Annotated in this window: 26 protein-coding genes and 1 tRNA gene; 7 read left to right on the top strand and 20 right to left on the bottom strand. The window is 65.5% G+C overall.

The annotated features are described in order from the left end of the window. Window positions 1–119: 119 nt before the first annotated feature. The 4 genes from G7B67_RS11025 to rsmD all read right to left on the bottom strand — a co-directional run bounded on the left by G7B67_RS11025 (window position 120) and on the right by rsmD (window position 2,319). Complete coding sequence (locus tag G7B67_RS11025) at window positions 120–374, bottom strand: YfhL family 4Fe-4S dicluster ferredoxin (protein ID WP_166212274.1); 255 nt, start codon at window positions 372–374, stop codon at window positions 120–122. 283 nt (window positions 375–657) lie between these two features. Next, on the bottom strand, window positions 658–1,143 hold the full coding sequence (locus G7B67_RS11030) for a hypothetical protein (RefSeq protein ID WP_166212277.1): 486 nt from the start codon (window positions 1,141–1,143) through the stop codon (window positions 658–660). Window positions 1,144–1,189: 46 nt separating this feature from the next. Continuing rightward, entirely contained in the window at window positions 1,190–1,693 is a 504-nt protein-coding gene (coaD, locus tag G7B67_RS11035; RefSeq protein ID WP_166212280.1) for a pantetheine-phosphate adenylyltransferase, read from the bottom strand. Then, the gene (gene rsmD, locus G7B67_RS11040) at window positions 1,690–2,319 is read right to left on the bottom strand and encodes a 16S rRNA (guanine(966)-N(2))-methyltransferase RsmD (protein ID WP_166212283.1); all 630 of its coding nucleotides are present in this window, start codon (window positions 2,317–2,319) and stop codon (window positions 1,690–1,692) included. Before rsmD ends, coaD begins: the two co-directional genes overlap by 4 nt. Here rsmD and ftsY point away from each other — a divergent pair. From ftsY to G7B67_RS11060, 4 genes are read left to right on the top strand one after another with little or no spacing between them, the layout of a single operon-like run. Continuing rightward, window positions 2,276–3,640: a signal recognition particle-docking protein FtsY gene (ftsY, locus tag G7B67_RS11045; RefSeq protein ID WP_425482439.1), complete on the top strand. Its 1,365-nt coding sequence runs from the start codon at window positions 2,276–2,278 to the stop codon at window positions 3,638–3,640. The two genes, rsmD and ftsY, sit on opposite strands and share 44 nt — an antisense overlap. A gap of 19 nt (window positions 3,641–3,659) precedes the next feature. Next, entirely contained in the window at window positions 3,660–4,931 is a 1,272-nt protein-coding gene (locus G7B67_RS11050) for an AsmA family protein (RefSeq protein WP_166212286.1), read from the top strand. Further along, window positions 4,906–5,973 (top strand): A/G-specific adenine glycosylase, encoded by a 1,068-nt coding sequence (gene mutY / locus G7B67_RS11055; protein ID WP_166212289.1) that lies wholly within the window; start codon window positions 4,906–4,908, stop codon window positions 5,971–5,973. Before G7B67_RS11050 ends, mutY begins: the two co-directional genes overlap by 26 nt. Before the next feature lie 3 nt (window positions 5,974–5,976). Continuing rightward, window positions 5,977–6,249: an oxidative damage protection protein gene (locus tag G7B67_RS11060; RefSeq protein WP_166212292.1), complete on the top strand. Its 273-nt coding sequence runs from the start codon at window positions 5,977–5,979 to the stop codon at window positions 6,247–6,249. A gap of 31 nt (window positions 6,250–6,280) precedes the next feature. Here the strand turns inward: G7B67_RS11060 and G7B67_RS11065 are convergent, their stop codons facing one another. Then, window positions 6,281–6,721, bottom strand: coding sequence for a DUF6491 family protein (locus G7B67_RS11065; RefSeq protein ID WP_166212295.1), 441 nt, complete (start codon window positions 6,719–6,721; stop codon window positions 6,281–6,283). A gap of 187 nt (window positions 6,722–6,908) precedes the next feature. On the opposite strand from G7B67_RS11065, the gene G7B67_RS11070 reads away from it, so the two are divergent. Next, window positions 6,909–6,984: transfer RNA gene (locus G7B67_RS11070), tRNA-Phe, on the top strand. Between the two features lie 178 nt (window positions 6,985–7,162). Here the strand turns inward: G7B67_RS11070 and G7B67_RS11075 are convergent. From G7B67_RS11075 to G7B67_RS11105, 7 genes are all read right to left on the bottom strand, one after another. Continuing rightward, entirely contained in the window at window positions 7,163–7,771 is a 609-nt protein-coding gene (locus G7B67_RS11075) for a hypothetical protein (RefSeq protein WP_166212298.1), read from the bottom strand. Beyond that, a complete protein-coding gene (locus tag G7B67_RS11080; protein ID WP_166212300.1) occupies window positions 7,768–8,544 on the bottom strand; it encodes a thioesterase II family protein in 777 nt (258 codons plus the stop codon). The genes G7B67_RS11075 and G7B67_RS11080 overlap by 4 nt, the downstream gene beginning before the upstream one ends. Next, complete coding sequence (locus tag G7B67_RS11085) at window positions 8,537–9,358, bottom strand: 4'-phosphopantetheinyl transferase family protein (RefSeq protein WP_166212303.1); 822 nt, start codon at window positions 9,356–9,358, stop codon at window positions 8,537–8,539. The genes G7B67_RS11080 and G7B67_RS11085 overlap by 8 nt, the downstream gene beginning before the upstream one ends. Next, window positions 9,355–10,554, bottom strand: a complete 1,200-nt coding sequence (locus G7B67_RS11090) for an alpha-hydroxy acid oxidase (RefSeq protein WP_166212306.1) — start codon at window positions 10,552–10,554, stop codon at window positions 9,355–9,357. Before G7B67_RS11090 ends, G7B67_RS11085 begins: the two co-directional genes overlap by 4 nt. Window positions 10,555–10,603: 49 nt before the next feature. After that, window positions 10,604–11,839: an aminotransferase-like domain-containing protein gene (locus G7B67_RS11095; protein ID WP_243412342.1), complete on the bottom strand. Its 1,236-nt coding sequence runs from the start codon at window positions 11,837–11,839 to the stop codon at window positions 10,604–10,606. Between the two features lie 110 nt (window positions 11,840–11,949). After that, the gene (locus G7B67_RS11100; RefSeq protein WP_166212312.1) at window positions 11,950–12,459 is read right to left on the bottom strand and encodes a VOC family protein; all 510 of its coding nucleotides are present in this window, start codon (window positions 12,457–12,459) and stop codon (window positions 11,950–11,952) included. Window positions 12,460–12,493: 34 nt separating this feature from the next. Beyond that, window positions 12,494–12,970 (bottom strand): hypothetical protein, encoded by a 477-nt coding sequence (locus G7B67_RS11105; protein ID WP_166212315.1) that lies wholly within the window; start codon window positions 12,968–12,970, stop codon window positions 12,494–12,496. A gap of 246 nt (window positions 12,971–13,216) precedes the next feature. On the opposite strand from G7B67_RS11105, the gene fdxA reads away from it, so the two are divergent. Then, entirely contained in the window at window positions 13,217–13,540 is a 324-nt protein-coding gene (gene fdxA / locus G7B67_RS11110) for a ferredoxin FdxA (protein ID WP_166212318.1), read from the top strand. An 83-nt stretch (window positions 13,541–13,623) separates the two neighbouring features. Next, entirely contained in the window at window positions 13,624–14,376 is a 753-nt protein-coding gene (gene fabG, locus G7B67_RS11115; RefSeq protein ID WP_166212321.1) for a 3-oxoacyl-ACP reductase FabG, read from the top strand. 10 nt (window positions 14,377–14,386) lie between these two features. On the opposite strand, the gene G7B67_RS11120 is transcribed toward fabG, so the two are convergent. From G7B67_RS11120 to G7B67_RS11155, 8 genes are all read right to left on the bottom strand, one after another. Continuing rightward, on the bottom strand, window positions 14,387–15,700 hold the full coding sequence (locus tag G7B67_RS11120; protein ID WP_341480471.1) for a sulfotransferase: 1,314 nt from the start codon (window positions 15,698–15,700) through the stop codon (window positions 14,387–14,389). Beyond that, the gene (locus G7B67_RS11125; protein ID WP_166212327.1) at window positions 15,630–17,240 is read right to left on the bottom strand and encodes a cyclic peptide export ABC transporter; all 1,611 of its coding nucleotides are present in this window, start codon (window positions 17,238–17,240) and stop codon (window positions 15,630–15,632) included. Before G7B67_RS11125 ends, G7B67_RS11120 begins: the two co-directional genes overlap by 71 nt. Continuing rightward, window positions 17,231–18,883 (bottom strand): phytoene desaturase family protein, encoded by a 1,653-nt coding sequence (locus G7B67_RS11130; protein WP_166212330.1) that lies wholly within the window; start codon window positions 18,881–18,883, stop codon window positions 17,231–17,233. Before G7B67_RS11130 ends, G7B67_RS11125 begins: the two co-directional genes overlap by 10 nt. Then, window positions 18,880–19,770, bottom strand: coding sequence for a diiron oxygenase (locus G7B67_RS11135; RefSeq protein WP_166212333.1), 891 nt, complete (start codon window positions 19,768–19,770; stop codon window positions 18,880–18,882). Before G7B67_RS11135 ends, G7B67_RS11130 begins: the two co-directional genes overlap by 4 nt. A 31-nt stretch (window positions 19,771–19,801) precedes the next feature. Further along, window positions 19,802–20,047: an acyl carrier protein gene (locus G7B67_RS11140; protein WP_166212336.1), complete on the bottom strand. Its 246-nt coding sequence runs from the start codon at window positions 20,045–20,047 to the stop codon at window positions 19,802–19,804. After that, window positions 20,044–20,910 carry a MaoC family dehydratase gene (locus tag G7B67_RS11145; RefSeq protein ID WP_166212339.1) on the bottom strand — a complete coding sequence of 289 codons (867 nt, stop codon included), beginning with the start codon at window positions 20,908–20,910 and terminating at the stop codon, window positions 20,044–20,046. The genes G7B67_RS11140 and G7B67_RS11145 overlap by 4 nt, the downstream gene beginning before the upstream one ends. Continuing rightward, window positions 20,910–22,193, bottom strand: a complete 1,284-nt coding sequence (locus G7B67_RS11150; RefSeq protein ID WP_166212342.1) for a beta-ketoacyl-[acyl-carrier-protein] synthase family protein — start codon at window positions 22,191–22,193, stop codon at window positions 20,910–20,912. The genes G7B67_RS11145 and G7B67_RS11150 overlap by 1 nt, the downstream gene beginning before the upstream one ends. Beyond that, a partial coding sequence (locus tag G7B67_RS11155; protein ID WP_207780918.1) for a condensation domain-containing protein occupies window positions 22,175–23,991 on the bottom strand: 1,817 nt, incomplete at its 5' end. The genes G7B67_RS11150 and G7B67_RS11155, both read right to left, overlap by 19 nt.

Raw genomic sequence — 23,991 nt, forward strand, 5'->3', positions numbered from 1 at the left:
CGGGTGGATTGCGCGCGCCGGCGCCGGTGCCGGCACTGGCGCCGCGGCCGGCAGGCTGCCCGCGGCGAGGCCCAGCAGACAGCCGGCGAGCGCCGCCTTCCACCCTTGCATGCGACGCGTCATGCGAGTTCCTGTTGCAGCCGGCGCAGCTTGGCCAGCAGTTGCGGCTCGTGCTCCACGTGGTCGGGGTCCGGATCGATGCACTCCACCGGGCAGACGACCACGCACTGGGGTTCGTCGTGGTGGCCGACGCATTCGGTGCAGCGCGCCGGATCGATCACGTAGATGGTTTCGCCCTGCGCAATCGCCTTGTTGGGGCAGACCGGTTCGCAGACGTCACAGTTGACGCAGGCTTCGGTGATTCGCAGCGACATCGGCGGCGGGTGAGCCCTGGGCTGGGTTGAGGCCCGCATTGTCGCAGATGGGCGATTTGCGGCGGGCGACCGGCTTGCGCCCTGCATGGGAGCGGCTTCAGCCGCGAGCGTTTCCGCCCACCAACGCCGTCAAGAGTTCGCGGCTTTAGCCTCCTGCCGGGAGCACGGCAGATCCGGCGCGACGGCGCGGGTGGACACCCTCGACAGGAACATCGCTGGATCCCGCCTGCGCGGCGACGTCCCACCGGCAAGCCCGCCCGCGCCACGCGGGCGGGCGGGGGCGTCACTTGGCTTCGACGAAGACGTAATCGACGCCGGCCGGGGTGACCGCCGCCTTGACGCGGTCGTTGTCCTCGGCCTTGCCGACGAACAACACCTTGACGCCCTTCATCGAGCCGGTCGGCACGCCGGTGAATGCCGCCACCACCAGGTCGGCCATCTTCGCCGACGCCGGCGAACCGTAGGCCAGCATGTTGCCGGAGATGATTCCGCGCGAGACGTCGGACTTGGCCTTGTCGGCCAGCCGGTCGTACTGGTCCTGGAAGTCGGCGCTGCTTTCGCCCGGCAGCAGGTAGACGTAGGGCTGGTTGGCAATGCCGTCCATGTTGCGTTCGACCACGTCGCTCAGGTAGTCGATCCAGGCCTGGCGGTTGTCGTTGACCGGCACCGGCACCGGCGCTTTCACGGCCACCGGGGCCTCGGCCTTCTTGCAGGCGGCGAACGACGATGCCAGTACGGCGATCATCAGCAAACGGATCATGGTTTTCATCGGGTCCCCCGGAACGAGTGTTTGGAAGCAGTGCTGACGCAGTGTGTCATGCAACGGTGCGCCGCCATTCGGCCTGCAGCGCCTGGGCCACCGCCGGCGGCACGAACGCCGAGACATCCCCGCCAAGGCGGGAGATCTCGCGTACCAGCGACGAGGAGATGAATCCATACTGTTCCGCAGGCGTCAGGAACAGGGTTTCGACATCGGGAATCAGATGGCGGTTCATGCTCGCCAGCTGGAATTCGTATTCGAAATCGGACACCGCCCGCAGGCCGCGAAGCAGCACCCCCGCTCCGAGCTCGGTGACGAAATGCGCGAGCAGCCCGTCGAAACCGCGAACCTCGACGTTCGCATGGCCGGTCAGGGCATCGCGTGCCAACTGGACCCGCGTCGCCAGCGGCATTGCAGGCTTCTTGCCGGGGCTTTCAGCCACGCCGACGACCAGCCGTTCGAACAGGGGCGCCGCGCGGTCGACGAGATCGACATGCCCGTTCGTGACCGGATCGAACGTGCCCGGATACACCGCGACGCGGGAGTTGGCCACGCTCATTCGGTCGTTGCGCCATCGGCCGGGGAATCGGCCGCAAGTGTAGCAGCGGTGCCGACGCACCGGCGGAACAGCGCAAAGCGCACGTGCCGGGTGCTGCCTTCGCGATATCGCAGCCACTCCGGGCCCGGCTCCAGGTTCGCATCGAGCGGCGCCTCCAGGTACAGCCAGGCCTCCCTGGCCAGCCAGTTCGGCAACAGTGCGAGCACGGGCGCCCACAACCCCGCGTCGAACGGCGGATCCAGGAACACGATGTCGAAGCGACCATGCAGTGGTGCGTGCAGTAGCGCCAGCGCGTCGGCACGCAGGACCTGCGCCTGGTCCCCGGCGCGCAGCCGCTCGACCGTCGCTTGCAGTTGCGTTGCCAGCGCCGGTTCGCGTTCGACCAGCAGCGCCTCGCGTGCCCCTCGGGACAGTGCTTCCAGTCCGAGGGCGCCGGTCCCGGCGAACAGATCCAGCACCCGGGCCCCCGGCAACGCCGGCTGCAGCCAGTTGAAAAGCGTCTCGCGCACGCGGTCGGCGCTGGGCCGCAGGCCAGGCAACGCCGCCACCGCAAGCCGCGTCCCGCGCCATTTGCCGCCGACGATGCGCACCTGTCCGGGCGGCGCGGAATCGCGTTGCCGGCTCATCGGGTCTCCACCTGCCGCGGTGCTACCATGCGCGCCATTCTGCGCGATGACCCCCAAGATGGTGAGTTTTTTCCGTCGCAAGAAACCTGGTTCGGACGCGGCACCGGCTCAATCCAACAACGCGCGCTTCAGCGTCGAGGAACTTGCCGCCGCATTTCCGTCGGCGCCAGCCGCCGCATCCAGGCCTGCCGACGATCACCCCGATGGCGTCGTGGACGCCGTCGAAGAGCAGCCGGGGGCCATTGCGGACTCCGTCGGTGGCCGCCCCGGGGCCGGGGTGGCGTCCGTCGACGAGCGCACTCAGGCCACCGCGCCGCCGGCAATGACGACCAGCGCAGCCGACGCGCCGGCTGCAGTGGAACCGGCAACGACGATCGAGCCGGAGGCCCCGCCAGCTGCTCCGGGACGCAGCGGCTGGCGCGAGCGGCTGCGCGGCAGCGTGTTCGCCCGCAGCATGGGGGGACTGTTCTCGCGCAATCCGCGCCTGGACGATGGACTGCTCGATGAAGTCGAGACTGCGCTGCTGACCGCCGACGTCGGCGTCGCCGCGACAACGCAACTGGTCGAAACCCTGCGCCGGCGGATGAAGGCGCGTGAATTCGCCGACGCCAACGCGCTGCTGCACGCGTTGCGACGCGACCTGGTCGCCATGCTGGCGCCGGTCGCGGTGCCGCTGAAGATCGACCCGCAGGCAAAGCCCTTCGTCCTGCTCACGGTAGGGGTCAACGGTGTCGGCAAGACCACCACGATCGGCAAGCTCGCCCATCGCTTCCGCAACGAGAAACGCAGCCTGATGCTCGCCGCCGGCGACACCTTCCGCGCCGCCGCCGTCGCCCAGCTGCAGGCTTGGGGCGAGCGCAATGGCGTCCCCGTCGTCGCGCAGGGACAAAATGCCGACGCGGCATCGGTGGCCTTCGACGCGCTGCAGGCAGCCAAGGCGCGTGGCGTCGACATCCTGATCGCCGACACCGCCGGCCGCCTGCATACGCAGCAGGGGCTGATGGGCGAGCTGGGCAAGATCAAGCGCGTGTTGCAGAAGCTCGACCCCGCCGCGCCGCACGAAGTGCTGATGGTGATCGACGGCACCACCGGCCAGAACGCGCTGTCGCAGCTTCGGCAATTCAATGCCGCGGTTGGCGTCACCGGGCTGGTGGTGACCAAGCTCGACGGCACCGCCAAGGGCGGCGTGGTGTTCGCGCTGGCGCTGGAATTCGGCATTCCGATCCGCTTCGCCGGCATCGGCGAGCGGCCGGAAGACCTGCGCGTGTTCGACGCCGAAGCCTTCGTCGAAGCCCTGCTGCCGCCCTCGCTGGGCGGCTGACGGGCCCGCGATCACGCCGATGTCAGACGTGGCGACAGCGGCCAGGGGTCCGCGCCGCTTCGGGCGCTGGGTGGCGATGGTGCTGGTCGTAGCAGCGCTGCTGCTGGTGGCGATCGCCTGGATCTCCAGGCCGCAACGTGCGACCGGACTGATCCTGGATGCCGTCGGCCGCTCGCTCGGCCTGCGGATCAGCGCCGACAGCGGGACCTACCGGCTGCGCGGCACGCCGCAACTCGACGTGCGTGGCGTCATCGTCCGCGAACCGGGTACGGCGCACCCGCTGCTGCGCGCCGATCGTGTCGTGCTGTCGCTGCCCTGGTCGACGATCCGCGCGCGTGGCAACGCCCTGGTCATCGATCGCATCGAACTCGAACGCCCTGTCGTCGATGTCTCCGCGTTGCAGCACTGGTTGAAGCAGCGGCCACCCGGGAAGACGCGGGTACCGACCCTGACCCGCGGGCTGCAGGTACGCGATGGCAGCGTGGTCGGCACGGGCTGGAACATCGCCGGGCTCGACGTGGCCGTCCCACGACTGGCACCGACCAGACCGCTGGCTTCAGCCCTCTCCGGGCGCTTCAGCAGCGGCGCGTACGCCGTCCCGTTCGCGCTGCAGGCCGCATTGCTGCGGCCGGCCAGCGACACGGCGTTCGGCATCTCCGGTTGGGCTGCCGTCCAGGCGCGCGGATGGCGGATGCCTGCGCGCCTGCGGCTGTCCGGGCGGTTGCACGCGCTGCCGGCGGGATGGTCGGTGCGACGCATGAAATGCGGCGTCGCGGCACGCTACAAAACAGGCGCCACGCGCGTGTCGTTGTCGCTTGGCCTCGGCGGCAACCTGTACCAGTCCGGCGCGCAGCTGCGACTGTCGCCCGCCGCCCTCGCGACCGTCGGCCAGGGCATGGTGCCCGGCCTGGCGGCGCGTGGCCGGATCGCGTTCGCCGACAGGCTCGATCTCGTCCTTGCCGGGCAACTCCAGCGCTGGCCGCAGGCGTGGCCCGCATTGCCACCACCGCTGTCGCAATCCGACGCGCCACTGCCCATCGTGCTGTCGTATTCGGGCGCGCCCGCGCTGACCGATATCGCCACGCTGCGCCTGCGACGCGACCGGGCGATCTTCGACGGCCGCTTCCATCCGCTGCGGATCGCGGACTGGATCGTTGCGAGCGAAGACTCGCCGCTGCCGCCGCTGGACGGACAGCTGTCCGCGCCGCGGCTGGACATTGCGGGCGCGCGGCTCGATGGCGTGGAGATCCGCTTCGATGATCCCGATGTCGCGCCCGCGCCGAACCCCTGACGTGGACACGGCTTTCTCGGCGCAACTGCTGCGCTGGTTCGACGCCCACGGCCGCCACGACCTGCCCTGGCAGCACCCGCGCACGCCGTACCGGGTCTGGCTGTCGGAAATCATGCTGCAGCAGACCCAGGTGCGCGTGGTGGTGCCCTACTTCGAGCGCTTCGTTGCGGCGCTGCCGGATGTCGCGTCACTGGCCGCCGCCGACCTGGACGACGTCCTCGCGCTGTGGTCCGGCCTGGGCTACTACGCCCGCGCGCGCAACCTGCATGCCGCCGCCCGGCAATGCGTTTCCCTGCATGGCGGCGCACTGCCGCGAGACCTCGCCGCCTTGATGGCGCTGCCTGGCATCGGCCGCAGCACCGCCGGTGCGATCCTCGCCCAGGCCTGGGGTGATGCGCATCCCATCCTCGATGGCAACGTCAAGCGCGTGCTGGCGCGCTATCACGGCGTCGAGGGTTGGCCTGGCATGCAAGCCGTCGAGAAGCGCCTTTGGGAGCTGGCCTCCGCACAACTTCCCACCGAACGCCTGGCCGATTACACCCAGGGCCAGATGGATTTCGGAGCGACCCTGTGCACCCGTTTCGATCCCGCCTGCGACCTGTGCCCGGTGCAGGCCGGTTGCATCGCGAAGCGTGAGGCGCGCACGGCCCAATTGCCCACGCCCAAGCCTGGCAAGGCCTTGCCCGAGCGCAGCATCCTGGTGCTGATGGCGCGCGATATCGATGGGCGGGTACTCCTGCAGCGCCGCCCGTCAACGGGCGTCTGGGCCGCCCTGTGGTCGCTACCCGAAGCCGACGACCTGGAGTCGGCGCGCGCCTGGTTCGAGCAGCATGTCCAGGGCGATTACGAGTCCGGGGAGCCGATCCCGGAGGTCGCGCACGGCTTCAGTCATTACCGTCTGCGGCTGCAGCCGTGGCGCTGGCGCGACGTGGCGACCGCGACCCGGGTGGCGGACAATCATTCGCTGCGCTGGGTCTGCCACGAGCAACTGGGCAGCCTCGGCATCCCCGCGCCCATAAGGCGACTGTTACAGGATCATTGAACGATGCCACGCACCGTGTTCTGCCAGTACCATCAAGTCGAAGCCGAGGGGCTGGATTTCGTGCCGTGGCCCGGGGAAGCCGGCAAGCGCGTGTTCGCGCACATCGGCAAACCGGCCTGGGCCGCGTGGCTGGCGCATCAGACGATGCTGATCAATGAAAACCGGCTCTCGCCGCTGGATCCCAAGCACCGCGCCTTCCTCGAAGGCGAGATGGAGAAATTCCTCTTCGGCGGCGGCGCCGAAAAACCTCCCGGCTACGTTCCTGCCGACCACTGATCGACAGTCACGTAGCCGGCAGGGCGCGCTGTTATGCGGCAGGCGCCTTCACTTCGCTGGACTGCAGCTTCGCCTGGCGGATGGCGTCCATATCCAGTGGCCGGATCGACTTGATGTAGCAGGGGCTCTGATGGCCCGATGCGTCGCGGACAAGGACCTCACCATGGCCACCATGGACCCGCTTGCCCTGGCTGGTGATGCCGATGACCGGCGTGTCCTTCAGGTTTCCGCAGATACCGACCAGATCGATCAGCCACGCCTTGCTCGGGCGCGTCCACACGGCGATGGTGCTGTCGTCCAGCGCTTCCCAGCTGTCCAGGCGGCCGTGGTAGCTGAAGTTCTCGACCGCATCGCCCGCATGCGCCCGGTAGAGTTCGAGTTTCGGGCTTGCGCCATCGGGGGCGTTGGACCACGCGCCCAACAGCAAGGTGATTGCAACCGCACACGACAGACTGGCTAGTGTTCTTTTCATGACCGCGCTCCTTGTGGACTCGCGGCGATCATGCATCAGCAATTGTTCCCGTGGCCTTCCGCCACCAGCCCCGTTCAGCAGGCATTGGGCGTCGCAGACTTGCTCCCGGCCAAACGGCTCCGTATCATCGCGCCCTCGCATTCAAGCGAGGTTTACCAGCCCTGGCCCATAGGCTCGTGCTGCGCCCGGCCGGGTAGCTCAGTTGGTAGAGCAGGGGATTGAAAATCCCCGTGTCGGCGGTTCGATTCCGTCCCCGGCCACCAATCGATCGATGTAAACGCAGCGCTTGCGAGTCGGGCGTGCGTGGCACCGCTGGCCTCCCGGATCCCTGGGGGACTCTTCAGCCACGATCGGCATTGCAGTGGCTTCTACGGGACCGCAAAGGCAGGTTGGCACAACGACCGGTGGCTTGCAGGTCGCGGACCGTGATCGCGCGTGTGTTCATGGGTCAAATCGATTCAATCGCCTCGCTTCGCGCCAAACGTTTTCCCGCCCAGTGCGTCGCTCCCAGGCAACGTACCTCGCGACCAAGGGACGCGCATAGGCTGGAAGGTCCCACGCCGGTGGGTCACTGACGGAAAACGCCATTCCCTCGATGTACCAGTCGGGCCTGAGACACCGCCCCATCAAGCCAAGCTCCTGCGCCTGCAGCATGTGGATGTATTCGTGTTCCACGATATAGGGCACCCAGGATCCCGGCGGCAGGATCACCCCGAGATCGAACAGCGTCGCACCGCGCTCGGCCCCGCCGCCAAAGGATCGGTAGCACTTCCGCGTGGAACAGAAGATCGTCAGGGGCGGCGACTTGATCGCCACCAATTTGTGATCGACGGCCGCCATCGCCTCGCGCTGCAGTCGTTGCGCGCGACGCATTTGCGCGGGGTCTTCAACGCAGACGGCAGCACGGCAAATCACGCCATCGGCTTGCGGTGCAAGGATCCGGAGGGGCTTGGCGCAATACCACAAGGTCGCCGGCAGCAACGGTGCTGCGATGAAGCCACACAGCAGCACTCGCCATAGGAGGCCGCGGCGGCGAGCACCGGGGCTCATGCGCCAGGGTGGCTCGCGCATTCGACGGGCGGCGTCAGGCATTGTCGGATCAGTCGCAGGACTGTCCCGCGCTGGCTGTTGATGAAGAAATGGTCGCCATCGATCCAGTGCACACGGCACGTCCCCGTCGTCGCTTCCGACCAGCCATCCAGCCCGGCGCTATCGACCAGCGGGTCTGACGTGCCAGCGAGCACTTCGATGGGCAGACCAAGTTTCAAGCCCGGCGCGTGCCTGTAGCCCTCGACCATGGCGAGATCGGCGCGCAATGTCGGCAGCACCAGCTTCATCAGCTCGCGATGTTGCAGGACCTCCGGGGGCACGCCGTTGAAGCGGCCCAAGGCTTGGATCAGGCCATCGTCATCTAGCGCGGTATGCAGGCGCTTGGGCCGCAAGCGGGTGGGCGCCTCGCAACCGGAAACGATGAGGCCAGCGGGAGTCTTCATTCGGGACGCGACAAGCCGGCGTGCCACTTCATACGCCATCAAGGCGCCCATGCTGTGCCCCAGCAACCAGAATGGCGTCCCATCGCATGCGATCTCGTCCGCAATGGCGGCGACAGGTACATCCCAGGATGTGCATGGCCGCTCGCAGAAGCGCGAACCTCGCCCGGGAAGGCGAGCGGCGCAGACCTGGATCTCCGGTGCCAGGACGGCCTGCCAAGGATGGAATGCGGACGCATCTCCACCAGCATGGCTGAAGCAATACAGCCGCGCTCGGGGTCGTGGGCAATGGCCGTGTACCAGCCATTGCGCCTGACCGTTGCGTTCACTCATGCCCGGATTCCCCGATCAGCTCCATCCCCGCCCCGCTGCATTGCCAATCCGGCCGCACGCCTCGAATGAGCAGCCGCCGACGGCTCTCGGGATGCTGCTCGGCGCAAACCGCCAGGAGATGCGTTCCACTGGACAATTGCCACAGCTTCCAACGCGAAGCCTGATCTCCAGGCGCTGCATGTAGCTCGATCGGCCCGTCCAATGCGTTCAAGCGAAACGAGAATGCATCCAGCGGTACGGAAAGGCCTACGCCGTGCGCCTTCAAATAGGATTCCTTCAACGTCCAATGGCGGAAAAACGCCGTCGGCAGTTCCGCCACGGGGATCGCGCGTAGGGCGGCAACTTCTTCCGGGGCGAAGAATCGCTCGGCGATGTCGAGCGAGGCGGAGCGGACACAAACGCGCTCCACATCGATCCCTATCGCGCCGCTCCCCGCGATCCCGAGCGCGATGAGCCCATCGGTATGGGACAGATTGAAACTGATGCTTCCGGCGACCGAAACGTTGGCGAGTTCCGGTTTGCCGTGGGCGTTGGCCCGGAAACGCAGCTCCCGAGCTGCGATGCCGGTATAGGCCGAAAGCGCGTTGCGAACCAGCGCCCGCGTCAGCAGGAAAGTCTGTCGGTCCCGTGCGAAACGAAAGCGCGCCTCGCGCTCGCGCTCGGAAGGCAGAAGGCTGCCGCGAAGACAGTCAAGTTGGTGATGCTGCAGGGGGTGGCCAGAAGCCATGCACCACACGTGTACGACGTCGTCCTCCAGCGCAAGGGAACCTAGTGGCGTCGACAGCGGGAAAGGTCCTGCCGTGGCGGCGATCATGCCTGGACGACGACCGATGCCGTCGCGCGCTCATGACCGGCTGGGAGATGCCCACCGTACCCAACGGAATCCCCCGGATTGGCGCCAGGCGCCAAGATCCGCGTGTGCGGACTCCCCTCCCCGGCCTGTAATCGTGCGCAGACGTATTCTTCCTTGATGTCATGGAGCAAGGCGGTCACCGCCGCTTCGCCACCGGCCGCATAGGCATACGCCACGGGCCGGCCGAAGAATCCCAGGCGGGCGCCGGCCAGGCGCGCCTTGAGCAGGTCTTCGCCGTTACGCAGTCCCGAATCCATGGCGACAAACCCTTTGCCTGCCGCGGCAGCAACCTCGCCGACCGAACGCAGGGCCGCTGGTGCGCCGTCGAGTTGGCGTCCGCCATGGTTGGAGACGATGACACCATCGCAACCGAGTTGGCCGGCGCGTGCCGCCAGGGCGGCGCACTGCACGCCCTTGAGCACAAGCGCGCCGGGCCAGCGATCCCGAAGCGCCGCGATCAGGTCCCAGTCGATCCGGCCGCCGGTCTGGCGTGCCATCAGCTGCGCGATGTCGGTCTCGCCCTCATCGGTCTGCAGGTTGGGGAACCGGAGTGGACCATTCCGCAACTGGCCCAGGCTCCAGCGTGGGTGGGAAGCTGCGCTGCCCAGCGTCTTCCAGGTCCATCGAAATGGCACCGAGGCGCCATTGCGCAAGTCCCGCAGTCGCTTGCCCACCGCCGGCATGTCTATCGTCAGCATCAGCACCGGGCAACCAATCACCCGGGCGCGGTCGACCAACGCCAGCAGCGGGGCGCGCTCCTGGGGACAATACAGCTGCATCCACGGCGCACGCTGCGCTGCCTCGGCCACCACCTCCAGCGCGGTATTGGCTGCGGCCGAGAGCACGTACGGCAGTTCGCAGGCGGCCGCGGCACGCGCGATAGCTAGATCGGCATCCGTGCCAAGCAGGCCCAGCCCCCCCATGGGCGCGATACCGAAGGGAGCGGCATAGTGCTGTCCGAAAAGATCGCAGCCGATGTCATCGGTACGCATTGCGTGCAGCGGGTCGGGCACTATTTCGGCCGCGGCGAACGCGCGCACGTTGCGCTCCATGGCCGCCTCCCTCCCCGCACCGCCGTCGATGAAGTCGAATGCAAAACGGGGCAGCCGCCGCCGGGCCTGGCGTCGCAGCTGTTCGCAATCCTGCACGGTGTCCATCCTCATCCGCTGTTCCGATCCGGTGCGCGCCGATCCTGGAGGTCTGCCGTCAGCCTGGCGTTGCCGCCACGGTCTCGCGCACGAAGTCCGCGAATCGTGATACGCCGGCGTCGATTTGCGCTTCGGAAACATTGCTGAACGCCATTCGCACGCGACGGTCCTGCGAACCATCGAGCGCAAGGAACGACATCGGCAACGGTATGACCTGGTAATTCTCCGCACAATGGGAGACTTGTTCCTGGCCGAAGGCGAACGGCAGCTCGAGCGTCAGGAAAAAACCACCTTCCGGACGATTCCAGCTCACGCCGCACCCATTGGGAAATTCAGCCGCCAATCGACCCAGCAGGTGATCGCGATGGATCCGGTAGTGATGTCGTGCCGGCGCCACGAGGCGCTCAAGGCTGCACTGCTCGGCCAGCAATACTCCACCGACCAGCGCCTGGTTGAGCTGACTGCTGTTGACGGTGACGAAGCTCTTGCGCATCCCCAGATCGTCCAGCAGCGCGCGACTGGCCCCGGCGTCGCCGAACAGCGTTTCAGGTACCACCGCACAGCCGATGCGTACCGCGGGGCACAGCGTCTTGGAGTAGGTCCCCAGGTAGACCACCACCCCATGCTGGTCCAAGGTGGCCATCGATGGCGCCGCCTCGCCTTCGTAACGGAACATCCCATAGGGATTGTCTTCGAGCACGACGATTCGATAGCGCTGGCATACATCGAGGATCGCCAACCGCTCGGTCTGCGACAGCGTCGCGCCAGTGGGATTGTCGAAGCTTGGAATCAGGTACAGGGCGCGCGCGCGCCGACCTTGGGCGGCCAATGTCCGTGCAGCCCGACCAATGGCCTCGGCGACGGATCCCGCACCTTCGTCCAATGCGACAAGGTCGACGTCGGCCAGCGTGGCAACCCCGGTGATGCCGATGTACGTCGGGTTGCGCGTGAGCACGACATCCCCGGGCTGGACGCATAGCGCTTGCACGCAGAGCGCCAATGCCTCCTGGCAACCCGCTGTAATGACGATATTCTCCGCACGACAACGCACGCCGTCGTCGGCAAGCAGCTGCATCGCCACCAGGTCGTTGATCAATCCATTGGTGCGTCCGTATTGTCCGACCAACCGCGCGACCTCATCGGCGCTGCGCCCGTCACGGCTGGCGAGATGGTCGAAATAGCGCGGGATTCCTTCCAGCCACGTGTCGAGTTCGAAGAAGGCTTCAGCCGGCCGGCCCGAGGCGAACGAAACCGCCAGCGGATAGTCGGCCGCGACCTCATTGAGGAAGTTCATGACCGAAAGGCGTCGGCGGACGCTGGGGTTGTGTACCTTCGCATCAGCCACAGCGGCAGCGACCTTGGGTGGTTCGAGCATGGAAAACTTCCGGCCGGTCGACGGGGTGATCAGTACGCGCCGCTGCGTTCGAGTTGCTCGAAGAGTTCGCGCACGTTCGCGGCGAGAAAGCCTTCCTCGTCCGGGCGGCGGGCGATCAACTCGAAGGACAGGCCCGAGTTGGTGCAGCGCGCGGAAAATGCCTGGATGAGGCCGGGGCCTTCGATGACCGAAGTGTCGAACTTCAAGCCGCGCGAACCCAGTTCATCGACGGCTGAGTGGACGTCGTCCACTGCCAGCGCGATATGCGCCACGCCAGGCCCGTACTGATCGATCAGGCGCGAAACCTGTGAGGCGTCCTCGGTGCCTTGGCAAAGCACGAACTTGATGCCATTGAGTTCCATCTCTGCCGAGATCATTCCCGTGCGCTCACCGTGGATCTCACGCCTCTGGATGAGCTGGAAGCCGAGAACCTCGGAGTAGAACGCGATGGCCGATTCAAGATCGCGTACCGCGATCGCGACATGGTCGATCCGCTGATAGGCCAGTGCCCCTCCCGTAACACTGGAACTTGGGGTCATCGGCGTTGCACCTTCTTCCGTGGGTCCATTGGGTTCACCACCTTCCTTGCGTGCCGAGCCAATTCCAGGCGCGCTGGACGCCGAAGGCGTAGCCCAGGCCGATCAGCAGGCATAGCGCAGACGTGACGATAAGGAATGCGCCCCCCCCGCGGCGATTGGTGATCGCTGCAAGCATCGCCGGACGCCACGCGGCCAACGGGATGAAGACCAGACCGCGCGTGATCAATATGATTGCGATCAGGCAAAGCACGGTGCGGTTCAAGGGCAGCGCGGGAATCAATCCGGCGCCGGCAAATGCATAAGCGGACCAGACCGACAGCAGCGTGGCGATCGACAGGCAGGCGACGACCGGGTACCAGCGCCCTTCGGCCGCCATCCGTGCGATCCGCTCAGGTGCACCGAAAAAGCGATACCAGTCCGGTCCGCCGAAGATGATCGCGACGTGGACCAGCGCCCCCGCGAGTACCAGCGTGCCGGCGCCAATCAGGGGAAGGTTTGTGGCCTGCGACATCGGGCGCCGTCCTTGACCGGATCGCCTGATGCCAGCGACCAAGAATGTGATCCAATTGGCAATTGTCGACCACTGGCATCAGGATCGCAACCACGCGGCACGGCGACCCGGGTGGTTTCCGGCACGCCCGGGCGGTCTGCTACACTCCGCGCGCCCAGCACGGGCGGGGCCGGAAAACGCTGGAAAAATGCGGAAAATCAAGCTTCCAGCAGAGCCCGAAAGCACCTCTTCCAGCGGATTCTTCCCGTGACCTACGCCGTAACCGAACAATGCGTCGGCTGCAAGCACACCACCTGCGTGGAGGTCTGCCCGGTGGACTGCTTCCATGAGGGTTCGAACTTCCTAGCGATCAATCCGGACGAATGCATCGATTGCGGCCTTTGCGAGCCTGAATGTCCCGAGGAAGCGATCCGCTCCGAGGCCGACCTTGGCGAATCCGAGTTGCATTTGATCGATCTGAACCGGCAACTCGCGGTCGCCTGGCCGAAGATCACCACCAGCAAGCCAGCCTTGCCGGATGCAGCAGACTGGAAAGGTCGTCCCGGCCGCCTGGCCCTGATTATTCGCTGACCTCCTCTCGATCAACGGCTCGCCCAGGCAACATAGCGGCCTTCCGACCGACGGATCCATATCAAACCCGAGTTTTGCAACCAATGAATGCTGCGTCCGGAACAAACCGTTGGATCCTGGTCACTGGCGGCGCCCGCGGAATCGGCTTGGGCCTGGTCACTGCATTTGCGAAGGCGGGCTTCGAGGTGGTGTTCACCTACAAGTCCTCGGCGGACTCCGCACGCCAGGCGGAAGAATCCATGGCCGCGCAGGGGTTCAGCGTCAGTGGCCACGCCTGCGACAGCACGGACGAAGCGGCGGTCCAGGCCTTGTCTGCCCAGCTTCTGACCCAGCGAGGCGCACCCTACGCGATCGTCAACAACGCAGGCATCACCCGCGATTCGCTGATGATGAACATGAGCACGGAGGACTGGCGTTCGGTCATCGACACCAACCTCAACTCGGCGTTCTTCATCACGCGCGCGTTCACGTCGTCGATGCTGGAATCGGGCGACGGCGTCGTGCTGCAGATCTCTTCCGTCGCCGCGCACAAGGGCATCGCGGGGCAGACGAATTACTCGGCGACCAAGGCAGCGCTGACCGCCCTGACCCGCTCGCTGGCGCTGGAACTCGGCCGCTTCAATGTGCGCGTCAATGCGATCGCGCCAGGCTACATTGCCACGGACATGTTCGACAACATTCCAGAAGCGCAGCGCAAATCCATCAGGAACAGCGTCCCACTGCGGCGGATCGGCACGGTGGAAGACGTAGCCTCGCTCGCGCTTTTCCTGCTCGACCCGTCGGCGTCGTACATCACCGGGCAGACCTTCGTCGTCGACGGTGGGCTGACCGCGTAACGCCGAGGCGCTACAACAGGAACGCCTTGCGCAGCAATTCGACGTCGCCGGTCACGCGCATTTCCCCGGAGCGGATCAACGTCATCGGATTGACCTTGCCCTGCGCCATGGCCTGCAGCCGCGCAAGCGGCATGCGCACGTCGCAATCGGCCGTCGCATCCCCGGGATTCACGGTGGCTTCGCCTTGGTCGAATGCGACATGCCATGGTTCCCGACCCGGCTCGTCGAAGACGAAGCGCACGATACCCGGAGCCTGGACCTTGCCCATCGTCGCGCAGATCATGCGCAAAGCCTCCCCGGGGCTGGCGTCCCCGGGCCTGGGTCCCGCCGCCTCCTCCATGGCTGGGGTCGCATCCAGGAAGGGCGACGGCTTCGCATTCCAGTCCTGGTCGATGCAGGGGTAATCGAGCCCTTCGAGCAACTCGTTGATGCGCTCGAGCAGCGGCGATTCCAGCAACCGTACGGGGATGGCGCTCCCCCTGCCGACCGAGCTGGTTTCCACGCGACGCGAAAACAGAATGTTGGCATCTCCTGGCCCATCCTGGTGCGGTGTCTTGAAGATCCGCTCCGGCAGTTCGGGATCAGGGTCAACGCCGATGAATTCCAGTAGCGAAGCCACCGTTTCCACGCTGTGGAAGACGAGGTCCTCATAACGCACTCGCAGGCAACGTTGCGGATGTTCGCGCTCAAATCTCGCGATCTTCCCGGTCGTGTCGCACCAGTACTCGGCCAACCCGGCGACAACATTGTCCAGCCGCCTGGCCACGAAGCGCTCGAATCCGTAGCCCACGTACCCATGACGTGATACCTCCAGGCCAGAGTGCACGACATCCATGCAGTTGCGATAAAGGCAGACGAACCGCGCCTTCGGGAATACCTGCGCAAGAAGTTCTGCATGGTCGACCGACGTGATCGACTTCTCGCACCAGCGCTGCTTGCCGACCCGCTCCAAGTAGTCCGCCATGATGCCGTCGATCGTCTCGGCGCAACGTCGGAGCACATCGGCGTCCTCAACTTCGGCGACATCCTCGCGGGAAAGCACGGGCAGCCCGGCGGCGAGCGCGTTGGCCCAACGCAACTGCCACGCCAGCGGCCCTGGATGCATTTCGGGCGGACAGCCCAGCTTCGGGTGTGAATCGAGCACGTAACGCATCAATGTCGATCCCGAACGCGACGCGCATAGGACAAACGTCGGTTGGGAGGCGATTGCGCAAGTCATCGTCAATTTGCTCGTTGTAAGGGATGGCTGGTCGTCAGGCGGCGAGTGCATGCAGTCGCCCTGCGTTGAGCTTGATCGTGCGGTCGGCGTAGCCGAAGTAGGCATCGTCGTGCGAAATGATGATGATGGTCTTGCCGCGAGCCTTGAGATCCTGGGCGATCTGCGAATAGAAAACTTCCTTGAACATCGGGTCCTGATCCGCGGCCCACTCGTCGAATACGTAGATCGGCCGATCCTCCAGGTACGCGGAAACCAACGCGAGGCGTTTGCGCTGGCCCGTCGACAGGTGGACGGTCGAGAACTTGCCGTCGCTGATGCGTACGCTTTCAGGCAGATTCAACGCGCGCAGGTAGCGCGTCGCGGACGCACTGGCCTCGTCGCTGTCGGCCACAGGCAGGTGCTCGAACAGGTGGCCGTCGGAGAAGATCGCCGAGAAGCGCTGCCGGTAGTTGTCGCGGTTCTCATCGGTGACAGTCACCCCGTTCAGGGCGATGTGGCCGCTCTCAGGCTCGAACAGGCCCAGCAGCAGCATCGCGAGCGTCGTCTTGCCCGTGCCGTTGCCGCCTATGATGAACAGGATTTCGCCGCGACGTATGTCCATCGAGATCGGTCCGAGCAGGAAGCGGTCGTCGCTTTCCGCCTGGTAGCGATGGCACACATCGCGCAGTTCCAGCGTGGTCACGCTGTGGCCGAACGGGTCCGGATCGAGCAGCGGGGTTTCTTCGCCGGTCAAGCGGCCCTCCAGTTGCTGCACGCGCCCCCAGGAAATGCCGGCCTGGCGCATCGGTGGCACGGAGATCATCAGGTCGCCGATCGGCCGGATGATGTAGAGCAGCACCAGCGTGAGTTCGGCCGCCTGCGCGGACACGCCGGGCATGAACAACGGCACCACGAACAGCACCACGCCGATACCTTGGAAGAACAGCACGTTGCCGATGTTGCTGGTCCACGCGTAGCGGGCCATGCTGCTGGTGTACAGGTCCGCGTAGGCGCGCGCGTCCTTCTCCAGAACCCTGCTGAGGAAGTGGTGGCTGCGGCCGGCATTGAGCTGCAGTTCGCGACTGCCTTCGACCAGAGTGCGCAGCGAACGCTGCACGCGTTCGGTCTGGTCGCGCGCGAGCGCCAGCTGGCGCAGCGGCGCGCGCTCTGCCAGCATGTAGCCGCCGACGCACAGGATCATGCAGACTAGGAAGATGAAGAACACGGTCCAGGAAAGGAACGCCACGTAGCCGAGGCAGGCGACCAGCACAATGAGGTTGCTGAACACGCGCGGAAACACCTGGAATGCGTTTGCGAACACGTCGATGTCGCGGGTGACGATAACCATCAGCTCATCCTTGCCGATGGCGTGCAGCCGCTTCTGCGGGGTCGCCAGTAACTTGCGACTGAGGTTGAGGCGCAGTTGCAGCACCATGTCCTGCGTGAGCTTCAGTAGGCTCACTTCGGACATCGACCGGGCCCCGACGATCAGCACGCACAGACCCAGGAAGGCCGCCCCGAGCATCGCGCGATCCCCCTGGGCGACGACGGCCTTGCTGATCACCGCGACCAGTGCGGCCCCGGCGAGGCCGCCGATTAGCGCAGTCAGCGCGACGAAGCTCATGGCCTGCCAGGAGCGGCCGAACAGATATTTGATCAATCCCATGTGAGTACTTCCGTGATATATCCGGCCGAGACATCGGCCGTACATTGCGAAGAAACAGGAGCGGCACCGGCGGCCCACGTAGGAACGGGCGCCGCGATTGCGTCTTCAGCAGCGCGCTGTTCGCACCACTCCCGCGCCTTGACCTCGGCGAAAACGAAGGCTGCTTCGTAACCTGATCCGGCCACCCACGCGCTTAGGAAGTGGATGCCAGGGTGCGGGAAAAAGTGGTGGAAGCTGTGCGCCGAGGCGCTGGTTCCGACGAGGGCGCCGTAGCCCGAGCCGGCGGTGTTGTTCGTGTAGCGCAGGTAGGTTCGCGGCGTCGCCAGTTCGGCCGAGACCACGTGCCCCTGCAGCGCAGGCTTCGCGGCGACCAGACGGGCGAGCATCACTTCGGTCGCGCGCGCCTTCTTCACCTTGTAGGCCTTGTCGCGACGCAGCGGCCAATGGTCGATGCGGTCGAGCATGTTCAGGCACAGCACGCGCCCGCCGTCCGGGTTGACCCCATGGTAGTTGGTCACTTCGATCGGCGACGTGTGCCAGTACGCGTGTTCGCAGGCATCGGCGGCGTGGCCGGAAGCGAGCGCCGCGGCACGTGCCGCCACGCAATGATCCTGCGTCGCACCCAGCAGCATTACCTCGATGCAGCCGAACCCCAGTTCAGCGGGGTCGCGGTCGGTGACGACGTAGAGCGTGGTGGTGGCATGGTTGGGCCGCAGCGATTCGAGCCGCTGGCGCGTCGGCTGCAGCTCCGGCGTGTCATCGAACAGTTCGTCCAGGACATGGTGGGGCGCGGCGTTGAGGTAGACGCCGCGCGACTGGAAGCGACCGCGATTGGTCTCCACGACATGCGGCGCACCGTCGTTGCCGGGCACGATACGGCGCACTGCGGTGCCGAGTTGGACCTGGCCGCCCGCGGCGACGATGCGCGCAGCGAGCGCGTCGGAAAGCCGCTGCGCGCTGCCGGTCACGTAGCCGTTGCCCTTGTACAGCGTCGCGAAGACGACGTGCAGGAAGTACAGGTAACTCATGTCCTCGGAGAAACCGCCGACATAGACCGTCGGCGCAGCGAGGATTTCCTTCAGGTAGCCGTCGCGGAAGCGCTGGTCCAGGGCCTCGGCGACCGTGATCCCCTTGAGCTGGCGATGGGCGTACCGCAGGCGCCGGAAATCGACGCCGTAGCTGCCGTCCATGATCTGGTGCTGATAATAGGAGTCGCGTCCGTGCTCGTCGACCTCACGGAAGAACCCGGCGATCGCCTCGGCCTCCTCCGGGAATCGCTGGCAGAGCACGCGCTCGACTTCCGCCGGCGAGTTGCCGAGCACGATCTGCTCGCCCGGCAGGCAAGCTTCGAAGCTGTCCGGGTGCTGGACCAGCTCCACCTCGTTCTCCAACTGCAATTCGCGGAACAGGCGGAAGAAGTTGCCGCCGTCGATCCGGGTGCCGGAAATCTTGTGCAGGCTGCAGTCGAAGTAGGCGTCGAGCTTCGGTCGAGTGAACAAGGTCGCATAACCGCCGGCCGCCGTGTGGCGGTCGATCGCCAGGATGCGGGTGGCCGGGCGGAGATGCAGGACTTGGGCGGCGAAGGCCAGACTGGTGAGGCCGGCACCGACGCAGATCAGGTCCCAGTCTTCGACGTGCCTCACAGCAGCCCCACTTTGTTCAGCCAGTCGTACATCGGCTTCAGGCGCTTGGCGTTGAGCGCGAGGTTGGCTTCCGAGAAACACACCTCGCGCACCTGTTCCGCGTCCTCGATGTCGACGGGAAACGGGAACGAGGTGTATTTGGCGATTTCGGAGTTGAAGCTATAAGCCGGCTCCAGACGATCCAGCGCCGACTTGGCCAATCTCCGCAGCGGCTGCAGTTCGTCTTCCGGTGCACGGGCGAAGTGCGCCTCCACCACCCAGCGGGCGAACGCGATGTGGCGCGCCTCGTCGACATGGTGTCGGCGGTACAGCGCGCGCGTCAGCGGATCGACCTCGGCGCTCTGGGTGCCGTACATGGCGCCCAATTCGGCCATCCATTCGATGATCAGGGTGAACAGGATGCCCGCCACGGGCGGCATCTTCGGCACTTCCTCCAGCGCGAAACGCGGCGACGCTTCCGGCCCGAACAGCGGCAGTCCGGCCGCCTCTAGGTATCGGTGGAAGGTCATGATGTGGACCATTTCCTCCTTCGAAAAAATCATCAGGTAGTCGCGGACTTCCGGCGGAAGTTCGCGACCGTACCGGTTGAGGTAGCCCACATAGAGCACGGGCAGCACCTGTTCGAACGAGATGAACATCGACACATCGCGGGCGTTTTCCAGCCACAGGAGTTCATGCCGCTGTTCCGGCGTCAGCATCCCGTCGAAACGCGTGCCGGTTAGCCAGCCCTGGCAGACCTTCTTGGGAGGCAGCGAACGATCGACGCCGATCGACCAAGGCAGGCTGCTCAGCAGATCCATCGGTTCTTCGTGCGACGCCTCGATCAGCTTGCGAAGGCTGCGTTGGCGCCGTGCCTCGACATCGAGGATTGCAGGCTGCGCACTCATTCGTGTTTCCTTCGGATAGGTAGGTGAACACTCATACGGTGGCTGCAGCGCGTTCTTCGATGTACGCCGCGAAGTCGCCGACCGTGCGCAACTTGCCCGAGATCAGCAGATCGGGCTTCACTTCGATGCCGTACTTCTTCTTTATCAGCACCTGGATTTCGACGTAGTCGAGGCTGGCCAGGGCCAGCTCCTCCAAGGTCAAGTCGGCGTTGAGATCGGACTCGTCGATGTCCTTCAGCTCTAGGATGGTTTCGAACAGGAAATCCTGGGCGTTCATGCTGCTACTCCTTGGTTGGAAATCAGGGGAACCCGGACCGCGTCCGAGGTCTTGCTTGCGGAATCGAAGGCGGCCGGCAACTTCAGCAGTAGGCCGAGCTCCACTTGCATCACCACGACGCCATCGGCTTTCGCCACCAGCGGCACGTTGCAGATCAACTGGCCGTCGCCAGAGATGACTTCAGGTGCCCGGACCTCGTAGGCAAGCGTGCCGCCGGGTCGCCACGCAATACCCTCCGGCGCGCAGGCGGCGGGTGCGAACGTTACCGTGTGGCTGGTATGGACGATTAGGGACTGCTCGATGCCGCTGGCCAGCTGCTCGCCCGCGCGCTCATGGGTCCATGCGAGCAACGGCTCGATCTTGGTGCGCATGAAGTCGGCGAAGAGCACCGCGTCGAGGGCCACCCATGGTTCGCTTTCGCCGTAATGGTGATGGAACTGGGCGAAGACCGCCGGATCGAGCGTTGTATCAGGCAGGATCACTGGCCTTTTCAGCAACGCGACTGCCGGGTCCGCGCCATCGCCGAAACTGCCGCGGAAGTATTCTTCCTCCACGTCGGTACCGTCGACGCGGAACTGCAGGCCGCGCGCTCCGTTACGGGTCGAAAGGTGCAGTCGCTCGCCGTGCGGGATCGGCGCACGCAGCAGGGTACGGAACCGGCGCCACGCGGGAGTGGGCTCCTCAGCGGCTGCCGCGAACGCGCCGAACTCGCGTTTGACCGGCAGCATCGCAAGCATGCCATGCACGATCAGGGCATCGACGCCGAGGTCGCGCGCGCGGTCGATGTCGAAGTGGATCGGATTGTAGTCGCCAGAAAAACTGGCCCAGTGTTCGACGTCCGATTGTTCGAATCTCAGCTCCATCACGCTTCCTCAGACCGCTGCCGCTGGGCAGCCGAGTGGTATTTTTCAAGCACGAGCGCACAGTTCGTGCCCCCGAAGCCGAAGCTGAGGTTCATCGCGACGTCCACGTTGCGTCCGGTCGCATGCAGGCTTGGCGTGTAGTCGAGGTCGCACTCGGGATCTGGATTGACGAGGTGGATCGTCGCCGGCACGGTGCCTGATTCGATCGCCTTCAGGCAGACGATGGCTTCGAGGGAACCGGCGGCTCCGATAAGGTGTCCGGAGTATGATTTCGTGCTGGACATCGGGATGCGGCGCGCCGCGTCGCCGAGGGCCATCTTCAACGAGTTGGTCTCGTTGAGGTCGTTCTGGCGCGTCGAGGTGCCGTGCAGGTTGATGTAGTCGATGGCATCCGCGTCGCGGCCAGCATTGGCGAGCGAGCGCTGGATCACCTGCACGCGAGCCTGCATGTCGTCGGCCGGCGCGGTCATGTCGTATGCGTCGGAACAGTTGGCGTAGCCGGTGACCTCGCCAAGGATGGTTGCGTTGCGCGCCAGCGCGTGCTCGAGTTCCTCGAGGCACAGTACTGCGGCGCCTTCCGACAGCACGAATCCGCTGCGCGAGTTGTCGAACGGACAGCAGGCCAAGGTTGGGTCGTCCTGCGCCTTGCTCAGCGCCTGGGTGACATCGATGCTCCACACGTTGAAACCTTCGACTAGTGATTCGCTGCCACCGGCGAGCATGACCTTCTGGCGACCGGAGTGGATGATCTCGTAGGCGTCACCGATCGCCATGGTGCCGGTTGCACAGGCTGCGATCGGCGTGTTCTGGTAGCCGCGAAGGTTCCAGTTCAGCGACGTCAGGCCCGTGCCGATACTGTGCATCGACATCAGCGTCGCGAACGAGGTTGTGATTCCGAGTTCGCGAAATTCGTCGCGGTTACGGATGATGCTGTCGGTACCACCCCAGCCGGTTCCGATAATCACGCCAATATCGAACGGCGATACCGTGGCGGTCGGCGCGACACCGGTGCCAAACGCCATGTCCAGCGCCTCGCGCGAGGCGACCAGCGCGTTCTTCGCGAACGTAGGTGCCATCTTGAGCAGCGTCTTGGAGAAGTTCGCGTAGCGCTTGCGGTCCGGCGCCATGAATCCAAAGAACTTTGCCTGGACGTTAGCTTCGGACATATCGATGCGGGAGTATCCGACCCGGTACTCCATGATCGAATCCCAGATGGCCGGTACGTTTTCACCCAAGGCGCAGACGGCCCCGTATCCGGTCACCACTACTCGTTTGCTTGACATGTCATCTCCACAGCTGGATTCGCGTACTGACCGGAAGTCAGGGATGGGTCGTGCTGGAACTGGCCGCGGCCGGCGAGCACGTCGATCTCGTGCAGCAGGCGGCGGTTGAGGCTGGCGACCGAGGGCGCATCGAAGTAGGCCGGATCGAATTCCACCCGCACCAATACCGTGCCTTCCGCGCGGTCGACGCTGAAGGCGTAGTTGAGGGGCGAATGGAACTTGTCATGCCCATCCTGGTAGGCAAGCACCAGTGAATCATCGCTTTCCAGTTGAGCCACGTTATGGAAGTCGATGAAATTGAAGGTCGCCTGGAACGGCGCCGTTCCGTGGAGCTGCTCGGCGATGCTCGACGCCGGGTACAGGGCGAACGACTCCATTGCCGACAGCTCGTCCTGCACGGCCCGCACCAGCGTGGCCGATGCCACCGCGGTCTCGCCCGATGGAAGGAATTCGGCCCGGAATGGCAACAGGTTCCAGAACAGGCCAAGCCCGCCCAACGGATCCGACAGGCGCTCGCTGCGACCATTGCTCACGACGCCCACGCATGGATCGGCGGCTTCGCAGCCGTCGCCAACCATGCGCAGGTATCCCGCAAGCAACACCGCTTTCAACGACACCGACTGGTCACGGGCGAGCCGCTGCAATCCGGCGGTGCGATCGGCGTCGATGCGCAGGCTCAGGACGCCCGCTGCGTCAGCAGGCCCGGAACGCCGTGCAAATCCTCTACTCGGCGGACGCGCCAGGCGCGGCGTCCAGAAGGCATGCGCGGCCGCCGAATCCGCGGCTTCGCGCTCGAGAGCCACGTATTCCTTGAAGACGTTCGCACGAGTCGGCAACGACACGCGTTCGCCCTGAGAGAGCTTCTTGTACAGCCCGAACAGTTCCGCCAGGAAGTTCTGGTTGCCCCAACCGTCATCGACCGCGTGGTGAATGCTTAACAGTAGATCGAAACGCCCGGGCCCGGTGGCGAACCAGCGGACGCGGAACAGCGGGTCGCCAAGCCGGAACGCATCGCTTCGATCGCTCGCCACCCGCGCAGAGAGCCAGGCCATCTGCCCGCTCTCGTCGGCATTCGGCAACGCCTCTTCGGCGAAATCCAGCACGATCTCGTCCCGCACGCCTTGCAACAATTCTCCTTCCTCGCCATGCACCAGGACAGTTCGCAGGATCGGGTGCGATTTCGCCAGGAGCTCGAAGGCCGCTCGCATCGCATCCGGGGACGGCGCGGGTTCGTAAAACCGGAAGTACTGCTGGACGTGGTACACACCTTCGCCTGTCCGGGTTGGGTCGGCGTACGCGCGCACCATCAGGGACTGCATCGCAGTCAGCGGATAGACGTCGGACAACCCATTGGGCAGGTTCGTCGACAGCGACGTTTCCAGCCGGCGCAGATCGACCGGCGTGAGCGGAGATGCTTCCGCGGCCCGGGCGCGGGTCGCTAGCAGGCGGATGGTCTGGTAACGGAAAACATCGGCGACGCAGAGCGCCAGACCTCGCTCACGCGCCAGCCGGACGATCTGCAGCGAACGGATCGAATCGCCGCCGACGGCGAAGTAGTTGTCCTCGATCCCGATCCGCTCCAGGCCCAGCACGCGCTGCCAGACGTCGCACAGCAACCGTTCGTCGTGTGTATCGGGCGGTACGTACGCTTCGCGCAAGGTTCCCGCAGTCTCCGGCGCCGGCAACGCATCGCGATCGAGCTTGCCGTTGGCGGTCAGCGGCAGGTGGTCGAGCACCACGAACGCCGCCGGGACCAGGTGCTCGGCCACCTGCGCGGCCAGCGCGCTGCGCAAGTGCG

Origin of the sequence: Cognatiluteimonas telluris (genome assembly GCF_011320095.1) — a bacterium.
GTDB lineage: Bacteria > Pseudomonadota > Gammaproteobacteria > Xanthomonadales > Xanthomonadaceae > Cognatiluteimonas > Cognatiluteimonas telluris.

Coding starts and splice junctions, on each gene's coding strand:
- G7B67_RS11105 (WP_166212315.1), bottom strand. CDS start 12,970: ATGTCGCAGGCCACAAACCTTCCCCTGATTGGCGCCGGCACGCTGGTA.
- G7B67_RS11025 (WP_166212274.1), bottom strand. CDS start 374: ATGTCGCTGCGAATCACCGAAGCCTGCGTCAACTGTGACGTCTGCGAA.
- mutY (WP_166212289.1), top strand. CDS start 4,906: ATGTCGCGCCCGCGCCGAACCCCTGACGTGGACACGGCTTTCTCGGCG.
- G7B67_RS11135 (WP_166212333.1), bottom strand. CDS start 19,770: ATGAGTGCGCAGCCTGCAATCCTCGATGTCGAGGCACGGCGCCAACGC.
- ftsY (WP_425482439.1), top strand. CDS start 2,276: ATGCGCACCTGTCCGGGCGGCGCGGAATCGCGTTGCCGGCTCATCGGG.
- coaD (WP_166212280.1), bottom strand. CDS start 1,693: ATGAGCGTGGCCAACTCCCGCGTCGCGGTGTATCCGGGCACGTTCGAT.
- G7B67_RS11150 (WP_166212342.1), bottom strand. CDS start 22,193: ATGTCAAGCAAACGAGTAGTGGTGACCGGATACGGGGCCGTCTGCGCC.
- G7B67_RS11095 (WP_243412342.1), bottom strand. CDS start 11,839: ATGAACTTCCTCAATGAGGTCGCGGCCGACTATCCGCTGGCGGTTTCG.
- fabG (WP_166212321.1), top strand. CDS start 13,624: ATGAATGCTGCGTCCGGAACAAACCGTTGGATCCTGGTCACTGGCGGC.
- G7B67_RS11080 (WP_166212300.1), bottom strand. CDS start 8,544: ATGAGTGAACGCAACGGTCAGGCGCAATGGCTGGTACACGGCCATTGC.
- rsmD (WP_166212283.1), bottom strand. CDS start 2,319: ATGAGCCGGCAACGCGATTCCGCGCCGCCCGGACAGGTGCGCATCGTC.
- G7B67_RS11140 (WP_166212336.1), bottom strand. CDS start 20,047: ATGAACGCCCAGGATTTCCTGTTCGAAACCATCCTAGAGCTGAAGGAC.
- G7B67_RS11100 (WP_166212312.1), bottom strand. CDS start 12,459: ATGACCCCAAGTTCCAGTGTTACGGGAGGGGCACTGGCCTATCAGCGG.
- G7B67_RS11075 (WP_166212298.1), bottom strand. CDS start 7,771: ATGAGCCCCGGTGCTCGCCGCCGCGGCCTCCTATGGCGAGTGCTGCTG.
- G7B67_RS11050 (WP_166212286.1), top strand. CDS start 3,660: ATGTCAGACGTGGCGACAGCGGCCAGGGGTCCGCGCCGCTTCGGGCGC.
- G7B67_RS11085 (WP_166212303.1), bottom strand. CDS start 9,358: ATGATCGCCGCCACGGCAGGACCTTTCCCGCTGTCGACGCCACTAGGT.
- G7B67_RS11030 (WP_166212277.1), bottom strand. CDS start 1,143: ATGAAAACCATGATCCGTTTGCTGATGATCGCCGTACTGGCATCGTCG.
- G7B67_RS11060 (WP_166212292.1), top strand. CDS start 5,977: ATGCCACGCACCGTGTTCTGCCAGTACCATCAAGTCGAAGCCGAGGGG.
- G7B67_RS11145 (WP_166212339.1), bottom strand. CDS start 20,910: ATGGAGCTGAGATTCGAACAATCGGACGTCGAACACTGGGCCAGTTTT.
- G7B67_RS11125 (WP_166212327.1), bottom strand. CDS start 17,240: ATGGGATTGATCAAATATCTGTTCGGCCGCTCCTGGCAGGCCATGAGC.
- G7B67_RS11090 (WP_166212306.1), bottom strand. CDS start 10,554: ATGGACACCGTGCAGGATTGCGAACAGCTGCGACGCCAGGCCCGGCGG.
- G7B67_RS11120 (WP_341480471.1), bottom strand. CDS start 15,700: ATGCCTACTTCGGCTACGCCGACCGCACGATCAAGCTCAACGCAGGGC.
- G7B67_RS11065 (WP_166212295.1), bottom strand. CDS start 6,721: ATGAAAAGAACACTAGCCAGTCTGTCGTGTGCGGTTGCAATCACCTTG.